25 protein-coding genes are annotated in these 21,453 nt (G+C 68.6%); 13 read left to right on the top strand and 12 right to left on the bottom strand.

The window, feature by feature from the left end:
• Window positions 1-56: 56 nt before the first annotated feature.
• The 3 genes from metG to rnfB all read left to right on the top strand — a co-directional run bounded on the left by metG (window position 57) and on the right by rnfB (window position 3,240).
• Window positions 57-2,135 carry a methionine--tRNA ligase gene (metG, locus tag QMZ25_RS11135; RefSeq protein ID WP_283219646.1) on the top strand — a complete coding sequence of 693 codons (2,079 nt, stop codon included), beginning with the start codon at window positions 57-59 and terminating at the stop codon, window positions 2,133-2,135.
• A 75-nt stretch (window positions 2,136-2,210) separates the two neighbouring features.
• Window positions 2,211-2,801 (top strand): HAD family hydrolase, encoded by a 591-nt coding sequence (locus tag QMZ25_RS11130; protein ID WP_065174860.1) that lies wholly within the window; start codon window positions 2,211-2,213, stop codon window positions 2,799-2,801.
• A 25-nt stretch (window positions 2,802-2,826) separates the two neighbouring features.
• Window positions 2,827-3,240, top strand: a complete 414-nt coding sequence (gene rnfB, locus QMZ25_RS11125; protein ID WP_080375344.1) for an Rnf electron transport complex subunit RnfB — start codon at window positions 2,827-2,829, stop codon at window positions 3,238-3,240.
• Window positions 3,241-3,289: 49 nt separating this feature from the next.
• Here the strand turns inward: rnfB and QMZ25_RS11120 are convergent, their stop codons facing one another.
• Window positions 3,290-3,637 carry a RidA family protein gene (locus QMZ25_RS11120; protein ID WP_049426796.1) on the bottom strand — a complete coding sequence of 116 codons (348 nt, stop codon included), beginning with the start codon at window positions 3,635-3,637 and terminating at the stop codon, window positions 3,290-3,292.
• A 158-nt stretch (window positions 3,638-3,795) separates the two neighbouring features.
• Between QMZ25_RS11120 and mprF the strand changes: the two genes are divergently transcribed.
• The gene (gene mprF / locus QMZ25_RS11115; RefSeq protein WP_065174859.1) at window positions 3,796-6,360 is read left to right on the top strand and encodes a bifunctional lysylphosphatidylglycerol flippase/synthetase MprF; all 2,565 of its coding nucleotides are present in this window, start codon (window positions 3,796-3,798) and stop codon (window positions 6,358-6,360) included.
• 52 nt (window positions 6,361-6,412) lie between these two features.
• Here mprF and QMZ25_RS11110 read toward each other — a convergent pair whose 3' ends face one another.
• The 4 genes from QMZ25_RS11110 to QMZ25_RS11095 all read right to left on the bottom strand — a co-directional run bounded on the left by QMZ25_RS11110 (window position 6,413) and on the right by QMZ25_RS11095 (window position 9,290).
• Complete coding sequence (locus tag QMZ25_RS11110) at window positions 6,413-7,756, bottom strand: AcvB/VirJ family lysyl-phosphatidylglycerol hydrolase (protein WP_258012825.1); 1,344 nt, start codon at window positions 7,754-7,756, stop codon at window positions 6,413-6,415.
• Window positions 7,757-7,849: 93 nt separating this feature from the next.
• Entirely contained in the window at window positions 7,850-8,467 is a 618-nt protein-coding gene (locus tag QMZ25_RS11105) for a DUF998 domain-containing protein (protein ID WP_283219645.1), read from the bottom strand.
• Window positions 8,464-8,637, bottom strand: coding sequence for an oxidoreductase-like domain-containing protein (locus QMZ25_RS11100; protein ID WP_065174857.1), 174 nt, complete (start codon window positions 8,635-8,637; stop codon window positions 8,464-8,466). The genes QMZ25_RS11105 and QMZ25_RS11100 overlap by 4 nt, the downstream gene beginning before the upstream one ends.
• Window positions 8,638-8,687: 50 nt before the next feature.
• Window positions 8,688-9,290: a hypothetical protein gene (locus QMZ25_RS11095; protein ID WP_053519939.1), complete on the bottom strand. Its 603-nt coding sequence runs from the start codon at window positions 9,288-9,290 to the stop codon at window positions 8,688-8,690.
• Window positions 9,291-9,519: 229 nt separating this feature from the next.
• Here QMZ25_RS11095 and QMZ25_RS11090 point away from each other — a divergent pair, with 229 nt between their 5' ends.
• Window positions 9,520-10,668, top strand: coding sequence for a tetratricopeptide repeat protein (locus QMZ25_RS11090; RefSeq protein WP_065181978.1), 1,149 nt, complete (start codon window positions 9,520-9,522; stop codon window positions 10,666-10,668).
• A gap of 7 nt (window positions 10,669-10,675) precedes the next feature.
• Here QMZ25_RS11090 and QMZ25_RS11085 read toward each other — a convergent pair whose 3' ends face one another.
• Complete coding sequence (locus QMZ25_RS11085; protein WP_053519938.1) at window positions 10,676-11,011, bottom strand: zinc ribbon domain-containing protein YjdM; 336 nt, start codon at window positions 11,009-11,011, stop codon at window positions 10,676-10,678.
• A 167-nt stretch (window positions 11,012-11,178) separates the two neighbouring features.
• Between QMZ25_RS11085 and QMZ25_RS11080 the strand changes: the two genes are divergently transcribed.
• From QMZ25_RS11080 to QMZ25_RS11070, 3 genes are all read left to right on the top strand, one after another.
• On the top strand, window positions 11,179-12,540 hold the full coding sequence (locus QMZ25_RS11080; protein ID WP_065174856.1) for an Hsp70 family protein: 1,362 nt from the start codon (window positions 11,179-11,181) through the stop codon (window positions 12,538-12,540).
• A gap of 229 nt (window positions 12,541-12,769) precedes the next feature.
• A complete protein-coding gene (locus QMZ25_RS11075) occupies window positions 12,770-13,063 on the top strand; it encodes a YkgJ family cysteine cluster protein (protein ID WP_080375345.1) in 294 nt (97 codons plus the stop codon).
• A gap of 11 nt (window positions 13,064-13,074) precedes the next feature.
• Window positions 13,075-13,257, top strand: coding sequence for a hypothetical protein (locus tag QMZ25_RS11070; RefSeq protein WP_053519936.1), 183 nt, complete (start codon window positions 13,075-13,077; stop codon window positions 13,255-13,257).
• Between the two features lie 48 nt (window positions 13,258-13,305).
• Here the strand turns inward: QMZ25_RS11070 and QMZ25_RS11065 are convergent, their stop codons facing one another.
• From QMZ25_RS11065 to QMZ25_RS11055, 3 genes are read right to left on the bottom strand one after another with little or no spacing between them, the layout of a single operon-like run.
• Window positions 13,306-14,187: a DUF4097 family beta strand repeat-containing protein gene (locus tag QMZ25_RS11065; RefSeq protein ID WP_053519561.1), complete on the bottom strand. Its 882-nt coding sequence runs from the start codon at window positions 14,185-14,187 to the stop codon at window positions 13,306-13,308.
• Window positions 14,188-14,195: 8 nt separating this feature from the next.
• A complete protein-coding gene (locus tag QMZ25_RS11060) occupies window positions 14,196-14,729 on the bottom strand; it encodes a hypothetical protein (protein ID WP_283219644.1) in 534 nt (177 codons plus the stop codon).
• Window positions 14,726-15,304, bottom strand: coding sequence for an RNA polymerase sigma factor (locus tag QMZ25_RS11055; protein ID WP_065174854.1), 579 nt, complete (start codon window positions 15,302-15,304; stop codon window positions 14,726-14,728). The genes QMZ25_RS11060 and QMZ25_RS11055 overlap by 4 nt, the downstream gene beginning before the upstream one ends.
• 124 nt (window positions 15,305-15,428) lie before the next feature.
• On the opposite strand from QMZ25_RS11055, the gene QMZ25_RS11050 reads away from it, so the two are divergent.
• Complete coding sequence (locus tag QMZ25_RS11050) at window positions 15,429-15,608, top strand: hypothetical protein (RefSeq protein WP_053519558.1); 180 nt, start codon at window positions 15,429-15,431, stop codon at window positions 15,606-15,608.
• A gap of 35 nt (window positions 15,609-15,643) precedes the next feature.
• Complete coding sequence (locus QMZ25_RS11045; RefSeq protein ID WP_080375333.1) at window positions 15,644-16,237, top strand: mechanosensitive ion channel family protein; 594 nt, start codon at window positions 15,644-15,646, stop codon at window positions 16,235-16,237.
• 10 nt (window positions 16,238-16,247) lie between these two features.
• Here the strand turns inward: QMZ25_RS11045 and QMZ25_RS11040 are convergent, their stop codons facing one another.
• Window positions 16,248-16,514, bottom strand: coding sequence for a DksA/TraR family C4-type zinc finger protein (locus QMZ25_RS11040; RefSeq protein ID WP_053519557.1), 267 nt, complete (start codon window positions 16,512-16,514; stop codon window positions 16,248-16,250).
• 125 nt (window positions 16,515-16,639) lie between these two features.
• Window positions 16,640-17,197 carry a DUF2058 domain-containing protein gene (locus QMZ25_RS11035; protein WP_053519556.1) on the bottom strand — a complete coding sequence of 186 codons (558 nt, stop codon included), beginning with the start codon at window positions 17,195-17,197 and terminating at the stop codon, window positions 16,640-16,642.
• Window positions 17,198-17,260: 63 nt separating this feature from the next.
• Between QMZ25_RS11035 and QMZ25_RS11030 the strand changes: the two genes are divergently transcribed.
• From QMZ25_RS11030 to QMZ25_RS11020, 3 genes are read left to right on the top strand one after another with little or no spacing between them, the layout of a single operon-like run.
• Window positions 17,261-17,761 (top strand): M48 family metallopeptidase, encoded by a 501-nt coding sequence (locus QMZ25_RS11030; protein ID WP_283219643.1) that lies wholly within the window; start codon window positions 17,261-17,263, stop codon window positions 17,759-17,761.
• Between the two features lie 48 nt (window positions 17,762-17,809).
• Complete coding sequence (locus tag QMZ25_RS11025) at window positions 17,810-18,508, top strand: RNA pseudouridine synthase (protein ID WP_283219642.1); 699 nt, start codon at window positions 17,810-17,812, stop codon at window positions 18,506-18,508.
• A 42-nt stretch (window positions 18,509-18,550) separates the two neighbouring features.
• A complete protein-coding gene (locus tag QMZ25_RS11020) occupies window positions 18,551-20,119 on the top strand; it encodes a phospholipase D family protein (RefSeq protein WP_283219641.1) in 1,569 nt (522 codons plus the stop codon).
• Between the two features lie 3 nt (window positions 20,120-20,122).
• Here the strand turns inward: QMZ25_RS11020 and QMZ25_RS11015 are convergent, their stop codons facing one another.
• Complete coding sequence (locus QMZ25_RS11015) at window positions 20,123-21,205, bottom strand: HDOD domain-containing protein (protein ID WP_283219640.1); 1,083 nt, start codon at window positions 21,203-21,205, stop codon at window positions 20,123-20,125.
• Window positions 21,206-21,453: the final 248 nt, after the last annotated feature.

The following is a 21,453-nucleotide window of genomic DNA, read 5'->3' as shown; positions in this document are numbered from 1 at the left end:
CACCTCGTTGCGGGCATGCGATAATCTGCGGTTCCCCTCGGCTTCACCCCGCGACCATGACCCGTACCGCGCTCGTCACCACCGCCCTGCCCTACGCCAACGGCCCGCTGCATCTGGGCCATCTGGTCGGCTACATCCAGGCCGACATCTGGGTGCGTGCACGGCGAATGAGCGGCGGCAGGACCTGGTTCGTCTGCGCCGATGACACCCATGGCACGCCGATCATGCTCGCAGCCGAGAAGGCCGGGGTAACCCCGGAGGCCTTCATCGCCAGCATCCAGGCCAGCCATGAACGTGATTTCGCCGAATTCGGCGTGGCCTTCGATCACTACGATTCGACCAATTCGGCAGCCAACCAGGCGCTGACCGAGGCGTTCTACCTGAAGCTGGAAGCGGCCGGCCACATCAGCCGCCGTTCGGTGGCCCAGTTCTACGACCCGGCCAAGGGCATGTTCCTGCCGGACCGCTACATCAAGGGCATCTGCCCGAACTGCGGCAGCGCCGACCAGTACGGCGACAACTGCGAAGTCTGTGGCGCGACCTACAGCCCCACCGATCTGAAGGAGCCGAAATCGGTGATCTCCGGCGCTACGCCCGAGATCCGGGATTCGGAGCACTTCTTCTTCGAGGTCGGCCGCTTCGAGGGCTTCCTGCGCGAATGGCTGGCCGGCGACGTCGCGCTGCCCGGGGTGAAAGCCAAGCTGATGGAGTGGCTGGACGCGGAGGGCGGCCTGCGCGCGTGGGACATCTCGCGTGACGCGCCGTACTTCGGCTTCCAGATCCCGGGCCATCCGGGCAAGTACTTCTACGTCTGGCTGGACGCGCCGATCGGCTACCTGTCCAGCTTCCAGACCCTGTGCGGCACGCTCGGCGAGCATTTCCAAGCCCACCTGCGCGCCGGCACCGCCACCGAGCTGCACCACTTCATCGGCAAGGACATCGTCAATTTCCATGGCCTGTTCTGGCCGGCGGTGCTGCACGGCACCGGCCACCGCGCGCCGACCCGCCTGCACGTCAACGGCTATCTGACCGTTGACGGCGCCAAGATGAGCAAGTCGCGCGGCACCTTCGTGATGGCGCGCACCTTCCTCGATGCAGGACTGGAACCGGAAGCGCTGCGCTACTACTACGCGGCCAAGTCCGGCGGTGGCGTCGACGACCTCGACCTGAACCTGGGTGACTTCGTTGCCCGCGTCAACGCTGATCTGGTCGGCAAGTTCGTCAACCTGGCCAGCCGCTGCGCCGGCTTCATCAGCAAGCGTTTCGATGGCCTGCTCGCCGCGCAGCTGCCCGATGCCGCCCAGTACCAGCGCTTCATCGACAGCCTGGCGCCGATCCGCGAAGCCTACGAGCGCAACGATCCGGCGGCGGCGATCCGCCTGACCATGACCCTGGCCGACGAAGCCAACCGCTACATCGACGACGTCAAGCCGTGGGTGATCGCCAAGCAGGAAGGAGCCGACGCGCAGCTGCAGGCCGTGTGCAGCCAGGGCCTGAACCTGTTCCGTGTACTGGTCACCGCACTGAAGCCGGTACTGCCTTCCACCGCCGCCCAGGCCGAGGCGTTCCTGGCCGCGCCAGTGGCCGACTGGACCGACCTGGCGCAGCCGCTGCTGGCCCATCGAATCGCTGACTACACCCCACTGTTCACCCGTATCGACCCGAAGAAGATTGACGCCATGATCGACGCCTCCAAGGACACCCTGCAGCCGACCGCCGCTGCCCCCGCCGCCAAGGCCGACGCTGCCAAGCCGGCGGCTGCCGTGCCGGCCAGTGCCGCAACGGCCAGCGCCGAGGCACCGGCCTACATCGGCATCGACGACTTCGCCAAGCTCGACCTGCGCATCGGCAAGGTGCTGGTGTGCGAGTTCGTGGAGGGTTCGGACAAGCTGCTGCGCTTCGAGCTGGATGCCGGCGAACTGGGCAAACGGCAGATCTTCTCCGGCATCCGTGCCAGCTACGGCGAGCCGGAAGCGCTGGTCGGCCGCAGCGTCGTGTTCATCGCCAACCTGGCCCCGCGCAAGATGCGCTTCGGCCTGAGTGAAGGCATGATCCTGTCGGCAGGTTTCGATGGTGGCGCGCTGGCGCTGCTGGACGCCGACAGCGGCGCGCAGCCGGGTATGCCGGTCCGCTGATGCACTGCGCGGGTGCGGCCACGGCCGCTCCCGCCGGTCACGGCAACGACGGGACGCACCACGGGAGGCATCGGAATGGAACTGGCGCTGTTCGACTTCGACCATACCGTCACCACCTGCGATACCTATGGCCGCTTCCTGCGCCGCGTGGCCACCGCCGAGCAGCTTGCGCAGGCATGGTGGAAGGTGGGTCCGTGGCTGGCGGCGTACCGGCTGAAACTGATCTCGGCCGAACGCATCCGCGCCCGCGTCACCCGCCTCACCTTCAGCGAGCGCCACGCCGACGACATCGCAGCGCTGGCCACCGGCTTCTCGCGCGAATTCCTGCCCGAGGTGGTGCGCCCGGAAATGCTGGAACAGATCCGCTGGCACAAGGAACAGCAGCACACCGTGGTGGTCGTGTCCGGTTCGCTGGATCTGTACCTGCGTCCCTGGTGCGAAACGCTGGGTCTTGAACTGATCTGCAACCGCCTTGAAAGCCGGGACGGACGCCTGACCGGCCGGTACCACGGCGGCGATTGCGGTCCTCGCAAGGTCGAGCAGATCCGTCGCCGTTTCGATCTGTCGCGTTACACGCGCATCCACGCTTATGGCGACAGCGCAGAGGACCGGCCGATGCTGGCCCTCGCCCACGAACGTTGGTTCCGTGGCAAACCCCTGAAATGATCCATACGCGCAGCCTTCGCCACGCATGAGCCTGATTCCGCCGCTGACCGAACGCCTGGACCGACTGTTGCCGCAGACGCAATGCGGACAATGCGGCTATGACGGTTGCCGCCCCTATGCGCAGGCGATGGCGCGCGGCGAGGCGGGCGTGGACCGCTGCCCGCCGGGCGGCGATGCGGGCGCGCGTGCACTGGCCCAGGTACTGGGTGTGCCGGCACTGCCGTTTGATCGTACGCGCGGCGAACACAAGGCGCCGCAGGTTGCGGTGATCGTCGAGGCCGACTGCATCGGCTGCACCAAGTGCATCCAGGCCTGCCCGGTGGACGCGATCGTCGGCGGCGCGAAGTACATGCATACCGTGATCGCCGACCTGTGCACGGGCTGCGAGTTGTGCATTCCACCGTGTCCGGTGGACTGCATCGTGCTGCGGGAACGGTAGCGGTGCCAGCTCCCTTCCGGCAGGAAAGGGAGCTGACACCCGCCCGCCGTTACGGCACGGCCGCCGTCACCACGATCTCGACCTTCCACTCGGCGTGTGCCAGCTTGGCTTCGACCGTGGCACGGGCCGGGGTCGCACCCTCGACCACCCATTCGTCCCATGCCTTGTTCATGCCGTCGAAGTCGGCCATGTCGGCCAGGAACACTTCCGCGCGCAGCACATGCTGGCGATCACTGGCCACCAGTGCCAGCAGCTTGTCGATCTCGGCCAGCACCTGCCGGGTCTGTCCGGTGATGTCCTGGCTGGTGTCCTCCGGAATCTGGCCGGAGAGGTAGGCAACCTTGTTGTACACGGTCATTTCGGACATGCGCGGTCCGACGTCGTAACGCTCCATCATGGGCGTGGCTCCTGCGGGTGATCAGGCCTGCATTGTCCTCCAAACCGGCGGCGGGTGGGGCTCCTGCACCACCGCTGTTCAAATGCCTTCGAGAGGCGCACGATGCGCCACGCCCGCGTTGACACCGCCCTCGCCCTCCCTGCCGCACCCTTGCGCCGATGACCGTCCCTTCCGATCCCGCAACCGCTCCGTCCATCCCGGTCTGGAAGCGGCTGCTTACCATCTTCGTTCCCCTGCTGATCCTGGCCCTGGCCCTGCATGGCCTGGCCGGCGAGTTCGACGAACATGGCTATCGCGCCATCCGCCAGGCGTTCCATGCACTCAGCGCAACGCAGATCGCACTGACCGTGACGCTGGGCCTGGCCAGTTATGCCTGCCTGATCGGCTTCGATGCCATCGGCCTGCGACGCAGCGGCATCCGCGTGCATCCCGCGCGCATCGGCATCACCGCGTTTCTCGCCCACACCCTGGGCCAGACCGTCGGCTTTGCGGCCTTGACCGGCGGCGCGGTGCGCCTGCGGGGCTATCGCGGTGCCGGGCTGGATCTGGCCCAGATCGGCCAGGTCGTGCTGATGAGCACGCTCGGTTTCATGTTCGGTGCATGGCTGTTGATCGGCCTGGCGTTATGCCTGGAACCCTCAGCGGCGGCGCTGGCGCTGCCGTTGGATTCCGGCGCCGTGCGCGCGGTCGGCATTGCCGCCCTGCTCGCCTATCTGGCCACGGTGCTGCTGGTCGGCCGCAGCGGACGCCAGTTCCGTGTGTTCGGCCACGCCCTGTGGCTGCCCGACCGGCTGACCATGCTCGGCGTCACCGCGCTCAGCGTGATCGAACTGGTGCTGGCCAGCGCAGCGTTTTACGTGCTGCTTCCGGACTCCACGCCCACCGGGCTTCCCGGCTTCGTCGGCCTGTACCTGGTGGCGGTGCTGGCAGGCCTGGTCTCGACCGTTCCGGCCGGCCTGGGCGTGTTCGAGTGGAGCCTGCTCAAGCTGCTGCCGCAGGTGGCACCGGCGGCGGTGCTGGCGGCCGCGCTGATCTACCGCGTCACCTACTACGTCCTGCCGCTGCTGCTGGCCACCGTGCTCGCGCTTGCGCCTGCACTGCGGCGACCGCTGCGGGCCAGCGCCGGCGCCACCCGCGCCGGCTGGAACGCGCTGCGCCCCTGGCTGCCGCAGATCATCGCGCTGGCGGCTTTCAGCATCGGCGCCGCCCTGGTCATCGATGGCACCTTGCCGACCCCGCGTCGCCATCTGCTCAATGCATCGCTGCCGATCCTGGAAACATCGCACCTGATCGGCAGTCTTGGCGGTGTCGCCCTGCTGCTGATCGGCCAGGGCCTGGCCCGGCGTAGCCACGCCGCGTGGATGCTGGCGATGGCGGTCTGCGTGATCACGCCGCTGCCGCTGTGGCTGCGCGGCGGCCAACCGTTGATCGCGGTATCGGCCGTACTGGTCGCGATGGCACTGTGGGCCGCACGCCGTGAGTTCTACCGCCAGGGTGCGCTGCTGGATGAGGCGTGGTCGTGGCCATGGTTGCGCAACCTGGGGCTGGTCCTGGTCGCGGTCACCTGGCTGCTGTTCTTCACGTACAGCCATGTCGAGTACCAGAACGAACTCTGGTGGCAGTTCGCACTGTCCGGCAACGCACCGCGTGCGCTGCGTGCGCTGCTGGTGGTAGCCATCGCCCTGGTGATGTTCGGCCTCGCCCGCCTGCTGCACAGCACGCGCAGCCCGCTGCCGGCCGCTGACGAAGCCACGCTGCAGGCGTTGGCACCGGTGCTGGCCAGCGCCACCGACACCCAGGCCTGCCTGGTGCTGACCGCCGACAAGGCAGTGCTGCGCGACGATGCCCGGCAGGGCTTCGTGATGATGCAGCGCTACGGCGGCTCGTTGATCGCGATGGGTGATCCGGTCGGCCCGCCGGAGGTCGCACGTGCGTTGATCTGGCGTTTCCGTGAGGAAGCCGACCGCCTCGGCCTGCGCCCGGTGTTCTACCAGGTGGGCGAAGCCTACTGGCAGACCTATCTGGATCTCGGCCTGGGCCTGGTCAAGCTGGGCGAGGAAGCGATCGTGCCGCTGCACGACTTCGGTCTGGAAGGCCGCGAACGCGCCGACCTGCGCCAGGCATGGAACCGGGGCAAGCGCAGTGGCCTGTCGTTCCGGGTGGCGCCGGTGGAAGAGGTCCCCAGCCTGCTGCCGCGCCTGCATGCGATCTCCAATGCCTGGCTGGAAGACAAGTCCGGTGACGAGAAAGGATTCTCGCTGGGCAGCTTCGATCCCGATTACCTGGTGCGGTTCCCGGTCGCGCTGGTCGAGGCCGAAGGTCGGATCGTCGCCTTCGCCAACCTGTGGCAGGCGCCAGCCGGTGCCGAGCTGTCGGTGGACCTGATGCGGCACGTCAGCGACGCGCCGAAAGGCACGATGGATTTCCTGTTCATCGAACTGTTCCTGTGGGGCCGGGCGCAGGGCCATGCGCGTTTCTCGCTGGGCATGGCGCCCCTGTCTGGGCTGGCCCAGCATCGCCTGGCGGGCCGCTGGAATCGTCTTGCCGGCCTGCTGGCACGGCATGGTGAGCGCTTCTATGGCTTCAGTGGCCTGCGCCGCTTCAAGTCGAAGTTCGATCCGCAGTGGCGCCCGCGCTACCTGGCGGCGCCCGGTGGCATGCACCTGCCGGCAGCCCTGCTGGACGCCACCCGCCTGATTTCGCTGGATCCACGCCGCGGCTGAGCCACCCGACCGCCGGGCATGGCCCGGCGCTGCTCCTGCAGGCGTGTGCTGATTACGCGCCGCCCTTGAGGATGACCTCGGCCAGACGATCGTAGTCGCCACCGAAATGGTGGTCGCCAGGCAACCGGATCCTGCGCACGCCCTCGTTCGCAGGCAGGTCCGGACACAGCGCGTCCTCATCCTTGTCGCCATAGACGCACAGGGTCTTGGCCGCCGGCAGCCTGGCCACTTCCGGCGCGATCGGCAGGCCATCGCCGCCACCGCCCAGCCAGTTGCTGACATGGAACTCGAAATCGGCCTTCCGCCCCACGGAGAGCAGCACGATGCGCTCGAGTGCTTCGCGGCTGCCGGCATCGAGCCGGTTGATGGTGGCCGGCAGCACGTCGGCGCCCTGCGAGAAGCCGATCAGCATCACCTTGTCGCGCCGCCATTGCTGGCGGTAGTGGTCGATGATCTTCTGCAGGTCAGCGGCAAACCCCTCCGGCGTGCGTTCGCTCCAGAAATAACGCAGCGAATCGATGCCCACCACGGCCACGCCGTGTTCGGCCAACGACGAGGCCACGTCCTTGTCCAGTCCCGCCCAGCCGCCATCACCGGAGACGAAGATCGCCAGCGTATCGCCGTCACCGTGCGCGGGGACTTCCACCACGGGCAGGCCCTTCAACGCCGCCGGCGGCGGTGCCAGGCTGATGCCGGCCTGCGCACCGATCACCCGCGCGGCAGCCACCAGTCCCGGCGTGGCATCGCCGCGGGCGCTGCGCTTGAATCCGCGCGCCATCGCGACCTGCTGCACGAACGGACCCGCGCCCTGGCCCCTGCAGCCCACATCGCCGATGGCATTCAACCAGGGAAAGTTCAGTTCGGCCGGTTGCAGCCGCCCCTCCTTGACGCCGTCTCCGCAGACCATGCGTTCGTGGGCATGGTCGGGACAGAAGCCGGAGGTCAGCAGGCCGGCGAACACCTGGGTGTCGGCCTGTGCGGCCAGGCTGTAGGCCAGCTCGGCACCCTCACCATCGCCGCCGACCAGCGGCAGGTGATATCCCGGCAGGTGCAGGAACGCCTGCACCCAGCGCGAGAAATTCTCGACGTCGCCAGCACCGAACGAACAGGTGCTGTCGCCTTCGCGTTCAAGCACGCCCCGCAGGTGCGCCACATCCACCGCCGCCACCAGCGCACCGTCGGCACGCAGTGCTTCGATCGGCGCCAGGCTGGCAGCGCCATAGGGACCTTCGTGGAACCAGATCACCACCCGCTGCGGCACTCCCGCCGGCAGATGCACCGGCACCTGCTCGAATCGGCCATGGCTGACCTGCTGCACGGATGCCGCGGCCACCGCCGGCAACGCCGCCAGTGCCATCACCAGTCCCATCGCCCTGCCCAACCCTGCACGCGTCATGTCGCAACCCCAGTGGAATGCGCACACGATACGCCGCCACCGCGTGCACGACACGTACCGGTCACGGCCGTTCGCCGGGCCCGCGGCCAGGGTTCAGGCGCGCGTGCGCGCCAGACCGCGCCGGTACAGGGTGACGGCCAGCCAGAGCAGCCAGCCGACGATCACGGCGATCACCAGCTTCTGCCCCAGCCCGCGCGGCGGCCCGTCACGCCAGAGCACATGCAGCCACAGCAACGCGAAGGCCAGCCAGGCCCAGCCCCACAGCAGGGCAGCACTGCGCTGCCAGCCCGGCTCGCGACGCAGGTACCACGCCTGCAGCAGCATGCCGACGCTGGCACACAGGAAGGCCGTGTTGGCAGCCACGCCATGCACCAGCGGCGCCAGCAGCGGCGTCGCCTGCGGCAGCCAGCTGTCGCCGATGGCGACCGTCGCCAGGCCCAGGGCGGACACGGTGAACAGCAGCGGCGCGGCCGCGCTGCGGCGGGGCCCCACGCTGTGACGATAGAGCGCGATGCCGAGCGCGGCGATCGCCACCGCCAGCAGGCAGTAGGCGGCGCGCAGCGCCAGACCCCAGGGACCGTGCAGGTACAGGCTCAAGGTCGCGCGCATCCAATCCAGATCAGCGCGCGCGAACTGCGTCCACAGGGCCGTCGCCACGAACAACAGGAGCGCCACCAGGGCCAGCAGCGCAGCCGGACGCGCTCCGTTCATGGCGTGGCCTCCGGGTGGCGCGCCTTCCATTCGGCCAACGCCTTGCGGTAACGCTGCAGCTCTTCGGCATACAGATCGAGTACGCACAGCGGGCAGCCGCTGCCGCAGCACTCGTTGGGACCAGGTTCTTCCGGTGCGGTCGGCCGGGGATCAGGATCGGGAACGGACACGGTGGGCGGCGCTACCTTGCAGATGCAGGCCGCCAGTGTAACTGCCCCGCTCAGGTGTCCAGCCGGCGGCGCAGATTCGCGCGTGCCGCGGCATCCAGGCGCTGGTGGAAGAAGTCGCTGAGGAAGATCCGCGGTGCGCGCAGCAATCCCTGCAGGAAGCGGCGGCGGCCGGCGCGGTACAGGAAACCCGGGACCACCCCCTGGTACTCCTCGGCCACACCACGATCGTAGGCATCGAACACCGGTGCAGGCGCGCCCAGGATCGCCATGTCGCAATCCAGGAACAGCGCCGCTTCGGCGTCGACATCCGCAGGACCGAGTTCGCCATGACGGGCAGTCAGCAGGATCAGCTGCTCGACGCGGGCGGCGTCGATGCCCGCCAGCGCAGGCTCCTGCGCGATGGCCTGCACGGCCAGTGCCGCCGAGCGTGCCTCGTTGTCCTTGCGTCCCGCCTCGTAGACCGCATCGTGGTAAAGCGCGGCCAGAAAGACCTCGGCGGGCTGCCGCCAACCCGGTCCATCGGCGACGTCCTGGCAGTGCTGCAGCACCGCGCGCACGTGGCCGAAGTGATGGTACGCGCGTGGCGGCGTGGCATATCGGTCCTGCAACGCCTGCCACTGCGCCGGATCGAGCGGGATCGGGGCGAAGTCCATGCCGGCATGATCCTGCCAGACGCCCCGGCCAGCAAGCTGGACAATAATTCACCACGCACTCACAGCCGCCGTCCGGCAAGGGCGGAGCACAGTTGTCCACAGCTTTGCCGAGCGCTGGTCCACATCGCCTGTGGATGACCGCGCCGCCGACCGGCGGTCGATGCACCGGCGCACGGGCAGGACTACACTCGGCGGCAGGCGGATGCGCCCGCCGCTGCCGGGAATTGCCATGCAACGTCCTGCCACCCGATTCCTGCTGCTCGCCCTGCTCGCGCTGGCGGCGCCGGCCGCCGTTGCCCTGGACGGTCCTGCCGCCGCACCGGCCGCTCAGTACCGCCCCGCCCCAGCGAGCGTGCCGACCGCAGACGAAGTGCTGGCGATTCCGCCGGCGCTGCGCGCGATGCTGACCCGACAGGTGATCGCGCGCAGCCACTCGCGCGACCAGCGCCTGCAGGCCCTGGTGGAGATGATCTTCGATCGGCAGGGACTGGATCTGCAGTACGACGCCGACGCGACCTATACCGTCGGCGAAGTCTGGCAGTACCGCCGCGCCAACTGCCTGGCATTCACGCTGCTGTTCGTGTCGCTGGCACGCGAGGCCGGCATCCAGGCCCGGGTGCAGGAAGTCGGCAGCGTGGTGTCCTGGTATCAGGAGCAGGACCAGGGCGTGGTCTACAGCGTCGGCCACGTCAATGCCGGGGTCGACGTCGGCGGCCGCTTCGGCACGGTCGATCTGGACCGCAACGTGCTGTACGACCGCCACGGCCCGCAGCCGATCGACCGTGCCCGTGCTTTGGCGCACTTCTACAACAATCGTGGCGCCGAACGCATGGCCAGCGACGATCTGGACGGTGCCCGGGTGTTCTTCGATGCAGCGGTGGCGCAGGACGCGCGATTCGCACCGGCCTGGAACAACCTGGGCGTGCTGGACAACCGGAAGGGAGACACCGCCGGCGCACGTCGTGCGCTGGAAATGGCACTGCGCCTGGACGGCCGTCAGGATGCGGCACTGAACAACGCCAGTGCGCTCTACCGGCGGTTGGGCCTGGTGGCAGCAGCGCAGCAGCTGGAGCGCCGCCTGCGCGCCGTACAGCGCGAGGATCCGTTTGCCCAGTACATGCTCGGGGCCCGCGCCGAACGCGCGGGCGACCTGGCGGAGGCCATCCGCTGCTACCGCCGGGCGGTGCGCCTGTACGATGCCGCACACCAGTTCCATTTCGGCCTGGCGAGGGTGTACTTCCTCGCCGGCCAGCTGGCCCGCGCCGACAAGGAACTGACACGGGCCCAGGAACTCGGCGGGGCGCCGCAGCAGGCCCGCTACCAGGCCAAGCTGGACAGCCTGGCCCGCTGGCGGGCGCAGCAGCAGGCCAGGCGCTGAGGGCCCGTCAGGCCTTCTTGAGGAAGCAGGTTTTCAGCACCAGCCCCTTGATCTTGTCCGAGTTGCCTTCGATGTGCTCCGCATCGTCCTCGACCAGCCGGATGTTGCGGATCACCGTGCCCTGCTTGAGCGGAATCGAGGAGCCCTTGACCTTCAGGTCCTTGATCACGGTCACGGTGTCGCCGGCCTGCAGGGTGTTGCCGTTGCTGTCACGCACGACCAGCGCCTGCCCCGCGCCCTCCTCGGCGGTCCATTCGAAGCCGCAATCGGCGCAGATCCACAGCGCGCCATCGGCATAGGTGTTTTCCAGGGTGCACTGCGGACAAGCGGGAACGGACGACATTGCAAGTACCTCAAAATGAATCAACGGCCGCCATTGTAACCGCCCGCTCTTTTCACCCGTTCTCCCGCGGCCGCTCCCCCTGCCCGCCCGAGATGGCCGGCAGGCGCTTGCAGCGGACCGCAAACTGCAGCAGAGTGCGCGGCCCTTGTCCGTCCCTGGAATTCCGCATGCGCCTCGGCATCGACTTCGGTACCAGCAATTCTGCCGCCGCCATCGTGCACGAGGGCCGCCTGTTGCCGATCCGCTTCGGCGATGCCGAACAGTTCCGCACCAGCGTCTACTTCCCAGGCGTGGTACCCGATCCGGACGACTTCCAGCCCGATGCCAGCCAACAGCATGCGCTGGAGCAGATGATCGACAGCGCGGCGCGTGCCGCCCGCGCTGCCGGCCAGGAGCGCCCGCCGCAGGCACTGCGCCGCGAAGCATTGCGCGCACTGCGCCGCGAATGGATGGAAGCCCGTGCCCGCGAAGCGCGCAGCGCCAGCGACCTGCTGCAGAACGCGATCTACGGCGATGACGCGCTGGAAGCCTATTTCGAGGAGCATGAAGGCAACCTCGTGCAGAGCCCCAAGTCGATGCTCGGCTACAACCTGCACCCGCGCGCGAAGCAGACCATCACCGGCATTGCCGCGCATATCCTTGAGCACATCCGCCTGACCGCCAGCGCGCAGCTCGGCCAGCCGCTGCGCACCGCCCTGCTCGGCCGCCCCGTGCAGTTCCGCAGCTCGATCGGCGAGGCCGGCAACGCGCAGGCGCTGGACATCCTGCGCGAGGCGGCGGCGCAGGCCGGCTTCGACCACATCGATTTCCTGGAAGAACCTGCCGCAGCGGCGATGCACTATCACGCCGGAAGCGCGACACGGCACCGGGCCGTGATCGTCGACATCGGCGGTGGCACGACCGACATCGCCCATGCCGAAGTGGGGGGACCGGTGCCCCCGCATATCCACCGTGCCTGGGGCATTGCCCGTGGCGGCACCGACATCGACCTGGCCCTGAGCCTGTCCAGCTACATGCCGCTGTTCGGTCGTGGCATCACCCGCGTGCCCGCCCACCACTACGTAGAAGCCGCCACCGTGCAGGACATGACCCGCCAGCGCGACTTCCGCCAGCACAACTACGATGCGGTCGACGCACCCTGGGGCCCGCGCCTGCAGGCACTGCAGGACACCGGCAACACCGCGCGCCTGTACCGTGATGTCGAGCGCGCCAAGATCGCCCTGAGCAGTTCTGCCACGCACCGCAGCACGCTGGACTACATCGGCCGCGACCTGCACGCCGACAGCAGTGCCGAGGGCCTGGCCAGTGCGGCCCATGGCTACCTGGAACAGATCCGCACGCTGCTCGCCCAGGTGCGCAGCGACATCGGCGGCGACCCGGACGCGGTGTTCCTGACCGGTGGCATGTCCCGTGCGGGCTACCTGCGCCAGGCCGTGGCGGAGGCGTTTCCGGGTGCCCGGATGGTCCACGGGGAGCCTTCACTCGGGGTGGTACAAGGCCTGGCGCTGGCCGCAGCCAGCCGGGATTAACAAAACGTTACGCAGGGTTTGCTACCCTCCGTAGGCTTGATCCACAGCTGTACCTTCCATCGGCCCTGCCGATGTGTGCTCCGGGTGCAGCGCGGCCCGCCACGCGGGTCTTGCGGCCGTGCCTTCCTGGCTCGTTCATGGCCGCGCATCACCCGAGCCGCCATCGAGACCCGCTTTGGGCACCCGCCAGGCCCCTGTGGCCTTACAACCTGACGCCGCACCTGCACCCATCGACTGCCGCCGTTGTGACGCGGTCTGTTGCCGGCTGCCGGTACTGCTGCAGCCCGGCGACCACGTGCCCGGCCAGTTCCTCGCGCGCGACGCCCACGGCCGGGCCGTGATGGCGCGCAACGAGGAAGGCTGGTGCGCGGCGATCGATCCCTATCACCTGCGCTGCACGATCTATTCGCAGCGCCCGGCGATCTGCCGCCAGTTTTCGATGGGCGGCGATGACTGCCGCCGCGAGCGGCAGGATTACCTGCGCCAGGCCGATGCTTGTGCGCTTTCCTCCCCTTCCACCTGACAGGAGCAACCATGCCCCGCAAGGCAAAGACCCCCGCGAAGGCTAACAACAGCATCCGTAGCGAACGCAAGGGTGCAGCCGCCAGTACTGTGGTCAGCAGCGACTCGATCGCGTCTGACCTGGCCGCGTTCCGCAAGGCCGGTGGCAAGATCGAAGTGCTGGGTACGACCTGGGCGCTGAAGAAAGCCAGCTGACCCTCCCTGACCGCGGCGGCGCTGCCGCCGCGGCCTGCCGGTCGATGCTCAGCGGTCCAGTCGGACCCGCACGCTGCCCGAATGCGACTGGATGCGGATATCGCCGTCACCGCCCCCCAGCCGCGTGTCGAGATTGCTGCCCGGCCCATAACGCGGCCGCTCCACCGTGCCGGCATCACTGTTGATCGAGCCGCTGAAGCTGTTCACCGACAGCTGCGCCGATACGGTCCGCGGCAACCGCAGATTGACCGATGCGCTCACCGATTCGACGTTGATGCGCCCCCCCGGCGCCAGACCGGCAGCGGCCAGTTCGATGCTGCCTGACACCGTCTCCACCGCCAGGCGCTGGATGCGCCCCGCATCGACATCCACGCGTCCGGACACGGTCTGCGCACCGATGTCGCCGGACACGCCTCCCCCCGCGTCAATGCGGCCGCTGACGGTGTTCACGTCCAGCCGCGGCGTCTGCAGGCGGGCAGTGACGCTGCCGCTGACCGTGTTGAGCTTGGTGTCGCCGCTACGGCCTGCCGCGGACAGGCTGCCGCTGACCGTATCGGCCTGCAGCCGACGCACATCGATGCCACTGATGTCCTGGCTCGCACTGACGGTGCTGAGCAGCAGTTCCGCCGAGCGCGGCACGTTCAACACCAGGGTGGCCCCGCCATTGTTGCTGCGGCGTGGATATTCCACCTCCCACCGCACGCGGTTGGCACTCTTCTCCTGACGCAGCTGCAGGCCGTCGCTGAGGCTGCCGGTGAGCTGGACCTCGTTGCGGTCCCAGCCGCGCACGGTGACCTTGCCGGCCACGTTGCTCAGTTCAATCCGGCCACCGGTGGCGAGTGCATGGCGTTCGTCGACGCGCGTGTCGGCCAGTGCCACAGCCGGTACCAGCAGCAGCGCGGCGCAGCAGAAAAGAAGGGGTCGCATCATGGGTCTCCTCAGGTTGTCAGTCCGGCGGCGGCCTGCGCCGCCTGCCGGGTCAGTTCCAGCCGCAGCGCATAGGTGCGCTTGAGCTGTCCAAGCAGGTGCGGCGCACGTGGATCCTGCGCCATCGCCGCGCGGATCTGCTCCGCGCTGCGGTCGAGTTCGTGCAGGGCCGGTTGCCACTCCGCTGCCCCGCCCTGCGGCAGGGAGGCCACCGCCTGCTGGTACTGCTCGGTCATCGCTGCGGCCTGCAGCTGCAGCCCGGAAGGCGCCGGCGTGGCCTGCGGCGGCTGCCACCACGGTGCCACCGCGTAGACCGCCAGGCTGGCGGCCAGCGCCGCGCCCACCGGCAGCCACCAGCGCCGTCGCGGACGCGGCGTCATCGCCACCACATTGCCTGCTGCCGGGAGCGGTCCGGGGGCGGACCCGCGCGGTGGCAGGCTGGCCGACAGCCGCGCCCAGCCGTCCTCCGGAACGCTGCGCTCGCGGGGCAAGGCGCGCAGGCGCGCGAGCAGATCGTGGTCGTAGTCGGGGTCGTTCATCGTCATGTCATGTCTCCCAGCCGTGCACGCAGCAAGCCACGCGCACGATGCAACTGTGCCTTGGAACTGCCGACAGCCATCTGCAGCTGCTCGGCGATTTCCTGGTGTTTCCAGCCTTCGATGTCGTGCAGCACCAGCACCGCCCGCGCCCGTGGGGGCAGCGTCGCCAGCGCACGTTCCAGGTCGCGCTCCGTGCCGGCGCAGCGGTCATGCACGGCCAGCTCCGGTACACCACCGTCCACGTCATCCAGGCTGTCGTGATCGTGTCCTCCCGCCCGGCCGCGCAGTTCCATCAGCGCGGCATTGACCCCGAGACGATGCAGCCAGGTCGACAGGCTGCTTTCGAAGCGGAACCCGGGCAGTGCCTTCCACGCCTGCAGGAACGCTTCCTGCAGCGCATCCTCCGCACGTGCCTGCTGGCCGCCACACAGCCTCCACAGCACGGCGAACACCCGTGGCGCATGGCGTCGATACAGCAGTTCGTAGGCCGCTGTATCGCCACCGGCTGCCGCCCGTACCAGGGCGGGTTCGTCGACGGCGTCGGAGGCAGCAGGCGGTGCGGGCATGGTGGTGTCGAGCATAGTCCTTGGATGCGCCAGTCCCGCAGAAGGTTTAGATCCGATTCCTGCCAGGCACGATGCAACCTTTTCGGCGGCCGCTGCATCCATGGAGGGTCCTTCGTGAAATACCGTCCGGGAGCCCGCCATGTCCAGCCCATCGTGTGCCGCCCTGCTGGCCGTCGCTGCCTGCGTCGCGCTGCAGGTGCTTGGCCTGTCGCTGCAGCTCCACCCCGAGCGCGGCCGGGCCTGCCTGCAGCAGCAGCGCCAGGAGCTGGTGTGCCTGGCGTGGAGGCCGATGGTCGAATCGCCGGCACGTGCCGGGTAACATCGGCGACCACCACCGCTACCTGCTGTCGCCCCATGATGTTGTCGCTGAAGGATCACCTGCCGGCCTGGACCCATCCCTGGCTGCACAACATGGGCATCGCCCTGCAGATCGCGCTCGTCCTGCTGGCCGCCTGGCTGCTGCGGCTGCTGGCGCGCCGCCTGATCCGCCGATTCGCCGACCACTACACCCTGCCGCCGGAAATGGTGATGGGCGCGCGCCGCATCACCAGTTTCGTGGTCTATTTCAGTGCACTGCTGTACATCCTGAGCCTGCTGGGGGCCTCACCGGCAGTGCTGTGGACGGCATTCACGGGCTTTGCAGCCGTCGGTGCGGTGGCCTTCTTCGCGGCCTGGAGCGTGCTCTCCAACATCTTCTGCACGCTGCTGATCTTCACTACCCGCCCGTTCCGCCTGCATGACTACATCGAGGTGCTGGAGAACGGCGAGAAGCCCGGACTGAAGGGCCGGGTGATCGATGTGAACCTGATCTACACCACGTTGCAGGAGACCGGCGAAGGCCACGAAGGCACGGTGCTGCAGCTGCCGAACAACCTGTTCTTCCAGCGCACCGTACGCCGCTGGCGCGATCCGGCACAGGCGCCGGGCGGCATCCAGGGCGACGGCTGAGCCGCCCACATCAACGCAGCTGGCTGTCTTTGCTGCCGCGACGGTTGTAGCTGCTGTGCGCCTGCTCTTCCTCATCGTGCGCCTGCTGGCAGGCCACGCACAGCCGTACGCCGGGCACGGCGTTGCGCCGCGCCAACGGAATCGGTGCGTCGCATTCCTCGCAGTGCTCCAGACCCGGGCCCTGGCGCAGCTGGCGCCGCGCGCGGGCAATCGCATCGTCTACCGTCGCGTCGATCTGGTCCTGGACCGCGCCATCTCCCGCCCAACCGGTAGCCATGTCCGTCCTCCGCAGGTGTGTGGCCTGATATGGGGACGATACACCCACGGAAAAGGCCGGGCAGTGCCCCGCCCGGCCCGTGCTTCAGCTACCTGTCTGCCCGTGGGGACGCCTGCGGCAGCGGCTTACCAGACCAGATCGTCAGGAATCTGGAACTGCGCGTAGTAGGCATCATCTTCGGCGTTGCCGGTGGAGATCTCCTCCGTCGAGCCCGGCTGCCCGTGGTCGACCACGATGGCTTCCGGCGCGCGCTCGCGCACCTTTTCCGCCGCAGCACGGGGCAGCAACGCGTAACCCTCGCCCTGGGCGACGATGACCAGCACGCCCACCGACAGCGCCTTGCGCAGCTTGGGGTCGATCAGCAGGGTGCGGATCGTGCTGCCATCGCTGAAGCGATACTCGTCCTCGCCCTTATGCGGCACGGCATGGGCAGCGATGATCTGCTTTGCCTGCGCCTTCTGCTCGGCCAGCCTGGCCTGTGCGTTGCGCTCGGCGGCCAGGGCACGATCACGCTCGATCTTCTCGGCGCGGGCGCGTTCAGCCTCACGCTGGACCTCGGCCGACGTCGATTCAGCCTTGCCCTGGCGCGCCTTGGCCTGTTCGCGTGCGGCGGCGCTGGCCTGCGACTTCTTGGCCAGGCCGGCCTTGAGCAATTGTTCCTGCAGCGCGTTGGGCTTTGCCATGGTCGGTGCGTACCGCGTGTAATCTTGGATGCCCCCATTCTACCGACGCCCCGCCGCCCCTGCATGGCAGTCCTGAAGTACCTCACCGGTTATCCCGAACCCCTGGTCGCCCAGGTCAGCGAACTGCTGGCGCAGGGCCGGCTCGGCCCGTGGCTGCAGCAGCGCTATCCCGAGCCCCATGAGGTGCGCAGCGACCGCCAGCTCTACGACTACACCCAGGAGCTGAAAGACCGCTACCTGCGCAAGTCGGTACCGCTCAACAAGGTCTGCTACGACAACACGCTGGAAGTGATCAAGCATGCATTGGGCACGCATACCGCCGTTTCCCGCGTGCATGGCAGCCGCCTCAAGGCCAGCCGTGAGATCCGCATCGCCACGGTGTTCCGGCAGGCGCCGGCCGCCTTCCTGCGCATGATCGTGGTGCACGAGCTGGCGCATCTGAAGGAAGCCGACCACAACAAGGCCTTCTACCAGCTCTGCCAGCACATGGAGCCCGATTACCTGCAGCTGGAATTCGACACCCGCCTGTACCTGACCGAGCTGGCCAACCGCAGCCAGCGCTGACCGCGCGCAGGGGCTACACTGCGCGGCCCCCGCCCGACCTGCCCGCCCATGGAACCGATACGCCTCGACAAACGCTTGTCCGCCCTGCTCGGCATCCCGCGCGGCGAAGCGCGGCGCTACATTGAAGGTGGCTGGGTCACGGTCGATGGTGAGGTGGTTGAACAGCCACAGCGCCCGGTCGATGACACTGCGGTGATCGTGGTCGATGAACAGGCCAATGACAGCAAGGCCGAGCGCGTGGGCATGCTGCTGCACAAGCCGGCTGGTGCTGCCGCCGAAACCCTGTGTGCGCTGGTCAGCAGCAACAGCCACAGCGCTCTGTACGCCAGCGGCATCCGGCCACTGCAGCGCCATTTCCACGGGTTGCAGCTGGCTGCGTCCCTGCCCGCGGCAGACAGCGGCCTGGTCGTGGTCAGCCAGGACCCGGCCACGCTGGCCCACCTGCAGCGCAATCTCGGCCGCACCGAACAGGAGTATCTGGTCGAAGTGGCAGAAGGCGGGCCGGAACGGGGCCCCTGGCTGCTGGCCCGGCTGCAGCAGGAGTCGGGCGGAGCGAAGGTGAGCTGGCAGAGCGAGCAGCGGCTGCGCTTCGCCGGCAAGGGGCTGACGGCCAAGGGCCTGAAGACCGCGGTGGCTGCCGCTGGCCTGCAGGTCACCGCCCTGCGCCGCCTGCGCATCGGCCGGGTGGCACTGGGCCCGCTGCCGCCGGGACAGTGGCGCTACGTGGGCAGCGACGAACGGTTCTGACGCGCGCCGCCGCGCGGCACGCCGATCCACTAGCATGGGGCCATGAGCCCGCCTGCGCCTGTGTGGCGACGCCTGTTGCGCGTCGTTGCGATCATCTTCGCCATCCTTCTGCTGCTGGTCCTGTCCGGACTGCTGCTGGCCGACCACCTGACGCCACAGGCGCACGGTGAGCCGTCGCACGTACTGCCGCTGCAACCGGCGCAGACCCGCATCGACCAGCAGGTCGTGCCGCTGCAGGAGGCGCACCCCGGGCAATCCGGCGTGGCCTTCCTCGGCGATGGCATGGATGCATTCGCGGCGCGCGCGATGATCACCGCGCAGGCCGGGCGCAGTCTGGACCTGCAGTACTACATCTGGCACGACGACCTGATCGGTCACCTGATGGCCAGAGCGCTGCATGACGCCGCCGAGCGCGGGGTGCGCGTGCGCATCCTGCTGGACGACATGAATGCCAAGCACAAGGACGCGCTGATGATGGCGCTGGACCGGCATCCGAACATCGAGATCCGGCTCTACAATCCGTTCCGCAACCGCAGCGGCATCCTGCGCATGGTGGAGATGGTGCAGCGCTTCTTCAGCGTGAACCACCGCATGCACAACAAGAGCTGGATCGCCGATGGCCGTGTTGCCATCGTCGGTGGCCGCAACATCGGCGAGGAGTATTTCAGCGCGCGCACGGATGTGAACTTCCAGGACCTGGACCTGCTGGTCGCCGGCCCTGCCGTTGCACAGGCGAACCGGATATTCGACGACTACTGGAACAGCCCGGCGGCGATTCCGGTCTCCGCGCTGGCCTTCCATACCGACGCGCAGCTTCGCCTTCTGGTGCGTGAGTCCGACCATGAAGCGCAGCGCGATGCTGCCCGGCCCTATCTTGCGCGCGTGGCCGAATCACGCCATCGGCAGCGTCCCAGCCCCGAGCCGCTGCACTGGAGCAGCACCGTGCGCATCGTCTCGGATCCGCCGATGAAACACCGCAACGACGACCGCGGCAGCTGGCTCGTTACCGGGCTGATCGGTGAACTGGAGTCTGCGCGCAGCAAGGCCTTGTTGATTTCGCCCTACTTCGTGCCGGGCAACGAGGGCCTGGACGGGCTCTCGGCAATGGCGTCGCGCGGCGTGCACGTGGGCATAGTGACCAACTCCCTTGCCGCCAACGACGTTGCGGCCGTGCACGGCGGCTACATGGGCTACCGCGTGCCCCTGCTGAACGCCGGCGTGCACCTGTATGAGCTGAAGGCACAGGGCCAGGCGGGCGATGCAGGCCTGTTCGGCAGCAGCGGGGCCAGCCTGCACACCAAGGCCTTCCTGGTGGACGACCACCGTGGCTTCGTCGGTTCCTTCAACCTCGACCCGCGCTCGGCCTATCTCAACACCGAAATGGGGGTGCTGTTCGACGATCCCGTGCTGGGCGCGCAGCTGCGCGACGAGTACCTGCGCCTGGCCGACGCCAGGCACAGCTGGTGGCTGGCAGTGGACAACCGCGATCGGCTGCGCTGGCTGGAGCGTGAGCCTCCGCCGCGCTGGGTGGAGGACGAGCCAGGTGCTACGCGGCGCCAGCGCTGGCTGTCGCGGATCATCAGCTGGCTGCCGGTGGAATCGCAGCTGTAGCGCTCAGTGTGCCCTGGCCTCGCCTTCATGCGGGGCGTCGTCCAGTGTTTCCACGCTGCGACCATGCAGGCGCCGCCAGATCCAGCGAAGCGCATGGGGCGGAGCCGACGGCAGCTGCTCCAGCAGGGCCAGCATGCGGCCCTGGGTGGAGTGGCCATGCCGGCACAGCAGGCTCGCCGCCGCCGCTGCGCTGCCCAGCCGCAGGCTGTCGGACAGAGGGCCCGAGGCGTCGGTCGCCAGGGTCTGGTGTACCGGGTCGGGCAGCTCCCAGGCGGCGGCCACCCGCTGTGCCAGCGGCAACGACCACTGCTGCAGCAGCTGCAGGGCCAGGGCCGGCTGCACGTCCTCGCCGCGCGCCTGGGCTTCCTGCAGCAGCTGGCGCATCACCAGCGCCGCACCGAGTCCCTGCACCAGGCCCAGCCACTGCGCGGCGAAGGCATCGCCGGAGTTCACGCTGCGTGCGTGGTCGGCAGCAGCACGCGATGCCAGCAGGGCGTGCTCCCAGGTGATCGTGCTGAACTGCGGGAACCGCTCGCACTGAACCTGCATCACCGGCTGCACCAGCACCGCACTGATGATCTGCCGCACGCCTTCCGTGCCGACCAGGGTCACCGCCCGCTGCAGGCTCTCGACCGGGCGTTCGTGGACCTTGTACGCGGGACTGTTGGCGATGCGCAGCAGGTTGCCCGTGAGTACCGGATCCTGGCCGATGATCGCCGCCATCACCCGTGCCGAGGCGGCATCATCGTTGACGGTCTGGATCAGCTGCGGCAGCAGCTGCGGCCGGCGCGGCAGCTGCCGCGTCGCCCAGTCGCGATCCTGCAGCGCGTCCGCCACCGCCTGTGCCAGTCCGGCGCTGGCGGCATCGACAGGGCCGGGCTCGCCCGCCAGTCGCGGGTACAGCGCCAGCGCGTGCAGGCCACGCTGCAGCTGCGCGGCGATCTCTCCCGGGGGCACTGGGTCTCCCTGCAGGCGGGCAGCCGCAGCGGCCACCGCCTGACGCGGCCCCGCCGACAGACGCGACGGCGCCGCGCCGGTCAGCGACGCAAGCCAGCCGCGTACCCTGCGTGCCCAGGCCAGCGTCACCGGCCGTGATCCTGTCGATGTCGTACTGCGCTCGCCATGGCCCGTCTCTGTCTCTTCACACGATCCGGCCACTGGCCATCGACGCAGCATCGGCCGCGCTTTCATCTTCTTTAACCCGCAGTGCCCGTCGACGTCGACGGCAGACACTCGGGGAATGGACTAGAATGGCGCCGCGCGACCCGTCCCCCTGCACCGACGACGTCGCTTTTTTTGTTTTGGGACCCTACCGTTCACTGGTCGTTCGCTGC

This window comes from Stenotrophomonas sp. RS-48 (genome assembly GCF_030053245.1).
GTDB lineage: Bacteria > Pseudomonadota > Gammaproteobacteria > Xanthomonadales > Xanthomonadaceae > Stenotrophomonas > Stenotrophomonas maltophilia_P.
The sequence above is the reverse complement of the archived record's forward strand: the minus strand, read 5'-3'. Positions and strand labels throughout refer to the sequence as shown.

Coding starts and splice junctions, on each gene's coding strand:
- QMZ25_RS11120 (WP_049426796.1), bottom strand. CDS start 3,637: ATGATGGAGCGTTACGACGTCGGACCGCGCATGTCCGAAATGACCGTG.
- QMZ25_RS11055 (WP_065174854.1), bottom strand. CDS start 15,304: ATGCTCGACACCACCATGCCCGCACCGCCTGCTGCCTCCGACGCCGTC.
- QMZ25_RS11035 (WP_053519556.1), bottom strand. CDS start 17,197: ATGGCAAAGCCCAACGCGCTGCAGGAACAATTGCTCAAGGCCGGCCTG.
- rnfB (WP_080375344.1), top strand. CDS start 2,827: ATGAGCCTGATTCCGCCGCTGACCGAACGCCTGGACCGACTGTTGCCG.
- QMZ25_RS11065 (WP_053519561.1), bottom strand. CDS start 14,187: ATGATGCGACCCCTTCTTTTCTGCTGCGCCGCGCTGCTGCTGGTACCG.
- QMZ25_RS11020 (WP_283219641.1), top strand. CDS start 18,551: ATGAGCCCGCCTGCGCCTGTGTGGCGACGCCTGTTGCGCGTCGTTGCG.
- QMZ25_RS11060 (WP_283219644.1), bottom strand. CDS start 14,729: ATGACGATGAACGACCCCGACTACGACCACGATCTGCTCGCGCGCCTG.
- QMZ25_RS11095 (WP_053519939.1), bottom strand. CDS start 9,290: ATGGACTTCGCCCCGATCCCGCTCGATCCGGCGCAGTGGCAGGCGTTG.
- mprF (WP_065174859.1), top strand. CDS start 3,796: ATGACCGTCCCTTCCGATCCCGCAACCGCTCCGTCCATCCCGGTCTGG.
- QMZ25_RS11105 (WP_283219645.1), bottom strand. CDS start 8,467: ATGAACGGAGCGCGTCCGGCTGCGCTGCTGGCCCTGGTGGCGCTCCTG.
- QMZ25_RS11030 (WP_283219643.1), top strand. CDS start 17,261: ATGGCAGTCCTGAAGTACCTCACCGGTTATCCCGAACCCCTGGTCGCC.
- QMZ25_RS11070 (WP_053519936.1), top strand. CDS start 13,075: ATGCCCCGCAAGGCAAAGACCCCCGCGAAGGCTAACAACAGCATCCGT.
- QMZ25_RS11110 (WP_258012825.1), bottom strand. CDS start 7,756: ATGACGCGTGCAGGGTTGGGCAGGGCGATGGGACTGGTGATGGCACTG.
- metG (WP_283219646.1), top strand. CDS start 57: ATGACCCGTACCGCGCTCGTCACCACCGCCCTGCCCTACGCCAACGGC.
- QMZ25_RS11130 (WP_065174860.1), top strand. CDS start 2,211: ATGGAACTGGCGCTGTTCGACTTCGACCATACCGTCACCACCTGCGAT.
- QMZ25_RS11040 (WP_053519557.1), bottom strand. CDS start 16,514: ATGGCTACCGGTTGGGCGGGAGATGGCGCGGTCCAGGACCAGATCGAC.
- QMZ25_RS11025 (WP_283219642.1), top strand. CDS start 17,810: ATGGAACCGATACGCCTCGACAAACGCTTGTCCGCCCTGCTCGGCATC.
- QMZ25_RS11080 (WP_065174856.1), top strand. CDS start 11,179: ATGCGCCTCGGCATCGACTTCGGTACCAGCAATTCTGCCGCCGCCATC.
- QMZ25_RS11050 (WP_053519558.1), top strand. CDS start 15,429: ATGTCCAGCCCATCGTGTGCCGCCCTGCTGGCCGTCGCTGCCTGCGTC.
- QMZ25_RS11090 (WP_065181978.1), top strand. CDS start 9,520: ATGCAACGTCCTGCCACCCGATTCCTGCTGCTCGCCCTGCTCGCGCTG.
- QMZ25_RS11085 (WP_053519938.1), bottom strand. CDS start 11,011: ATGTCGTCCGTTCCCGCTTGTCCGCAGTGCACCCTGGAAAACACCTAT.
- QMZ25_RS11045 (WP_080375333.1), top strand. CDS start 15,644: ATGATGTTGTCGCTGAAGGATCACCTGCCGGCCTGGACCCATCCCTGG.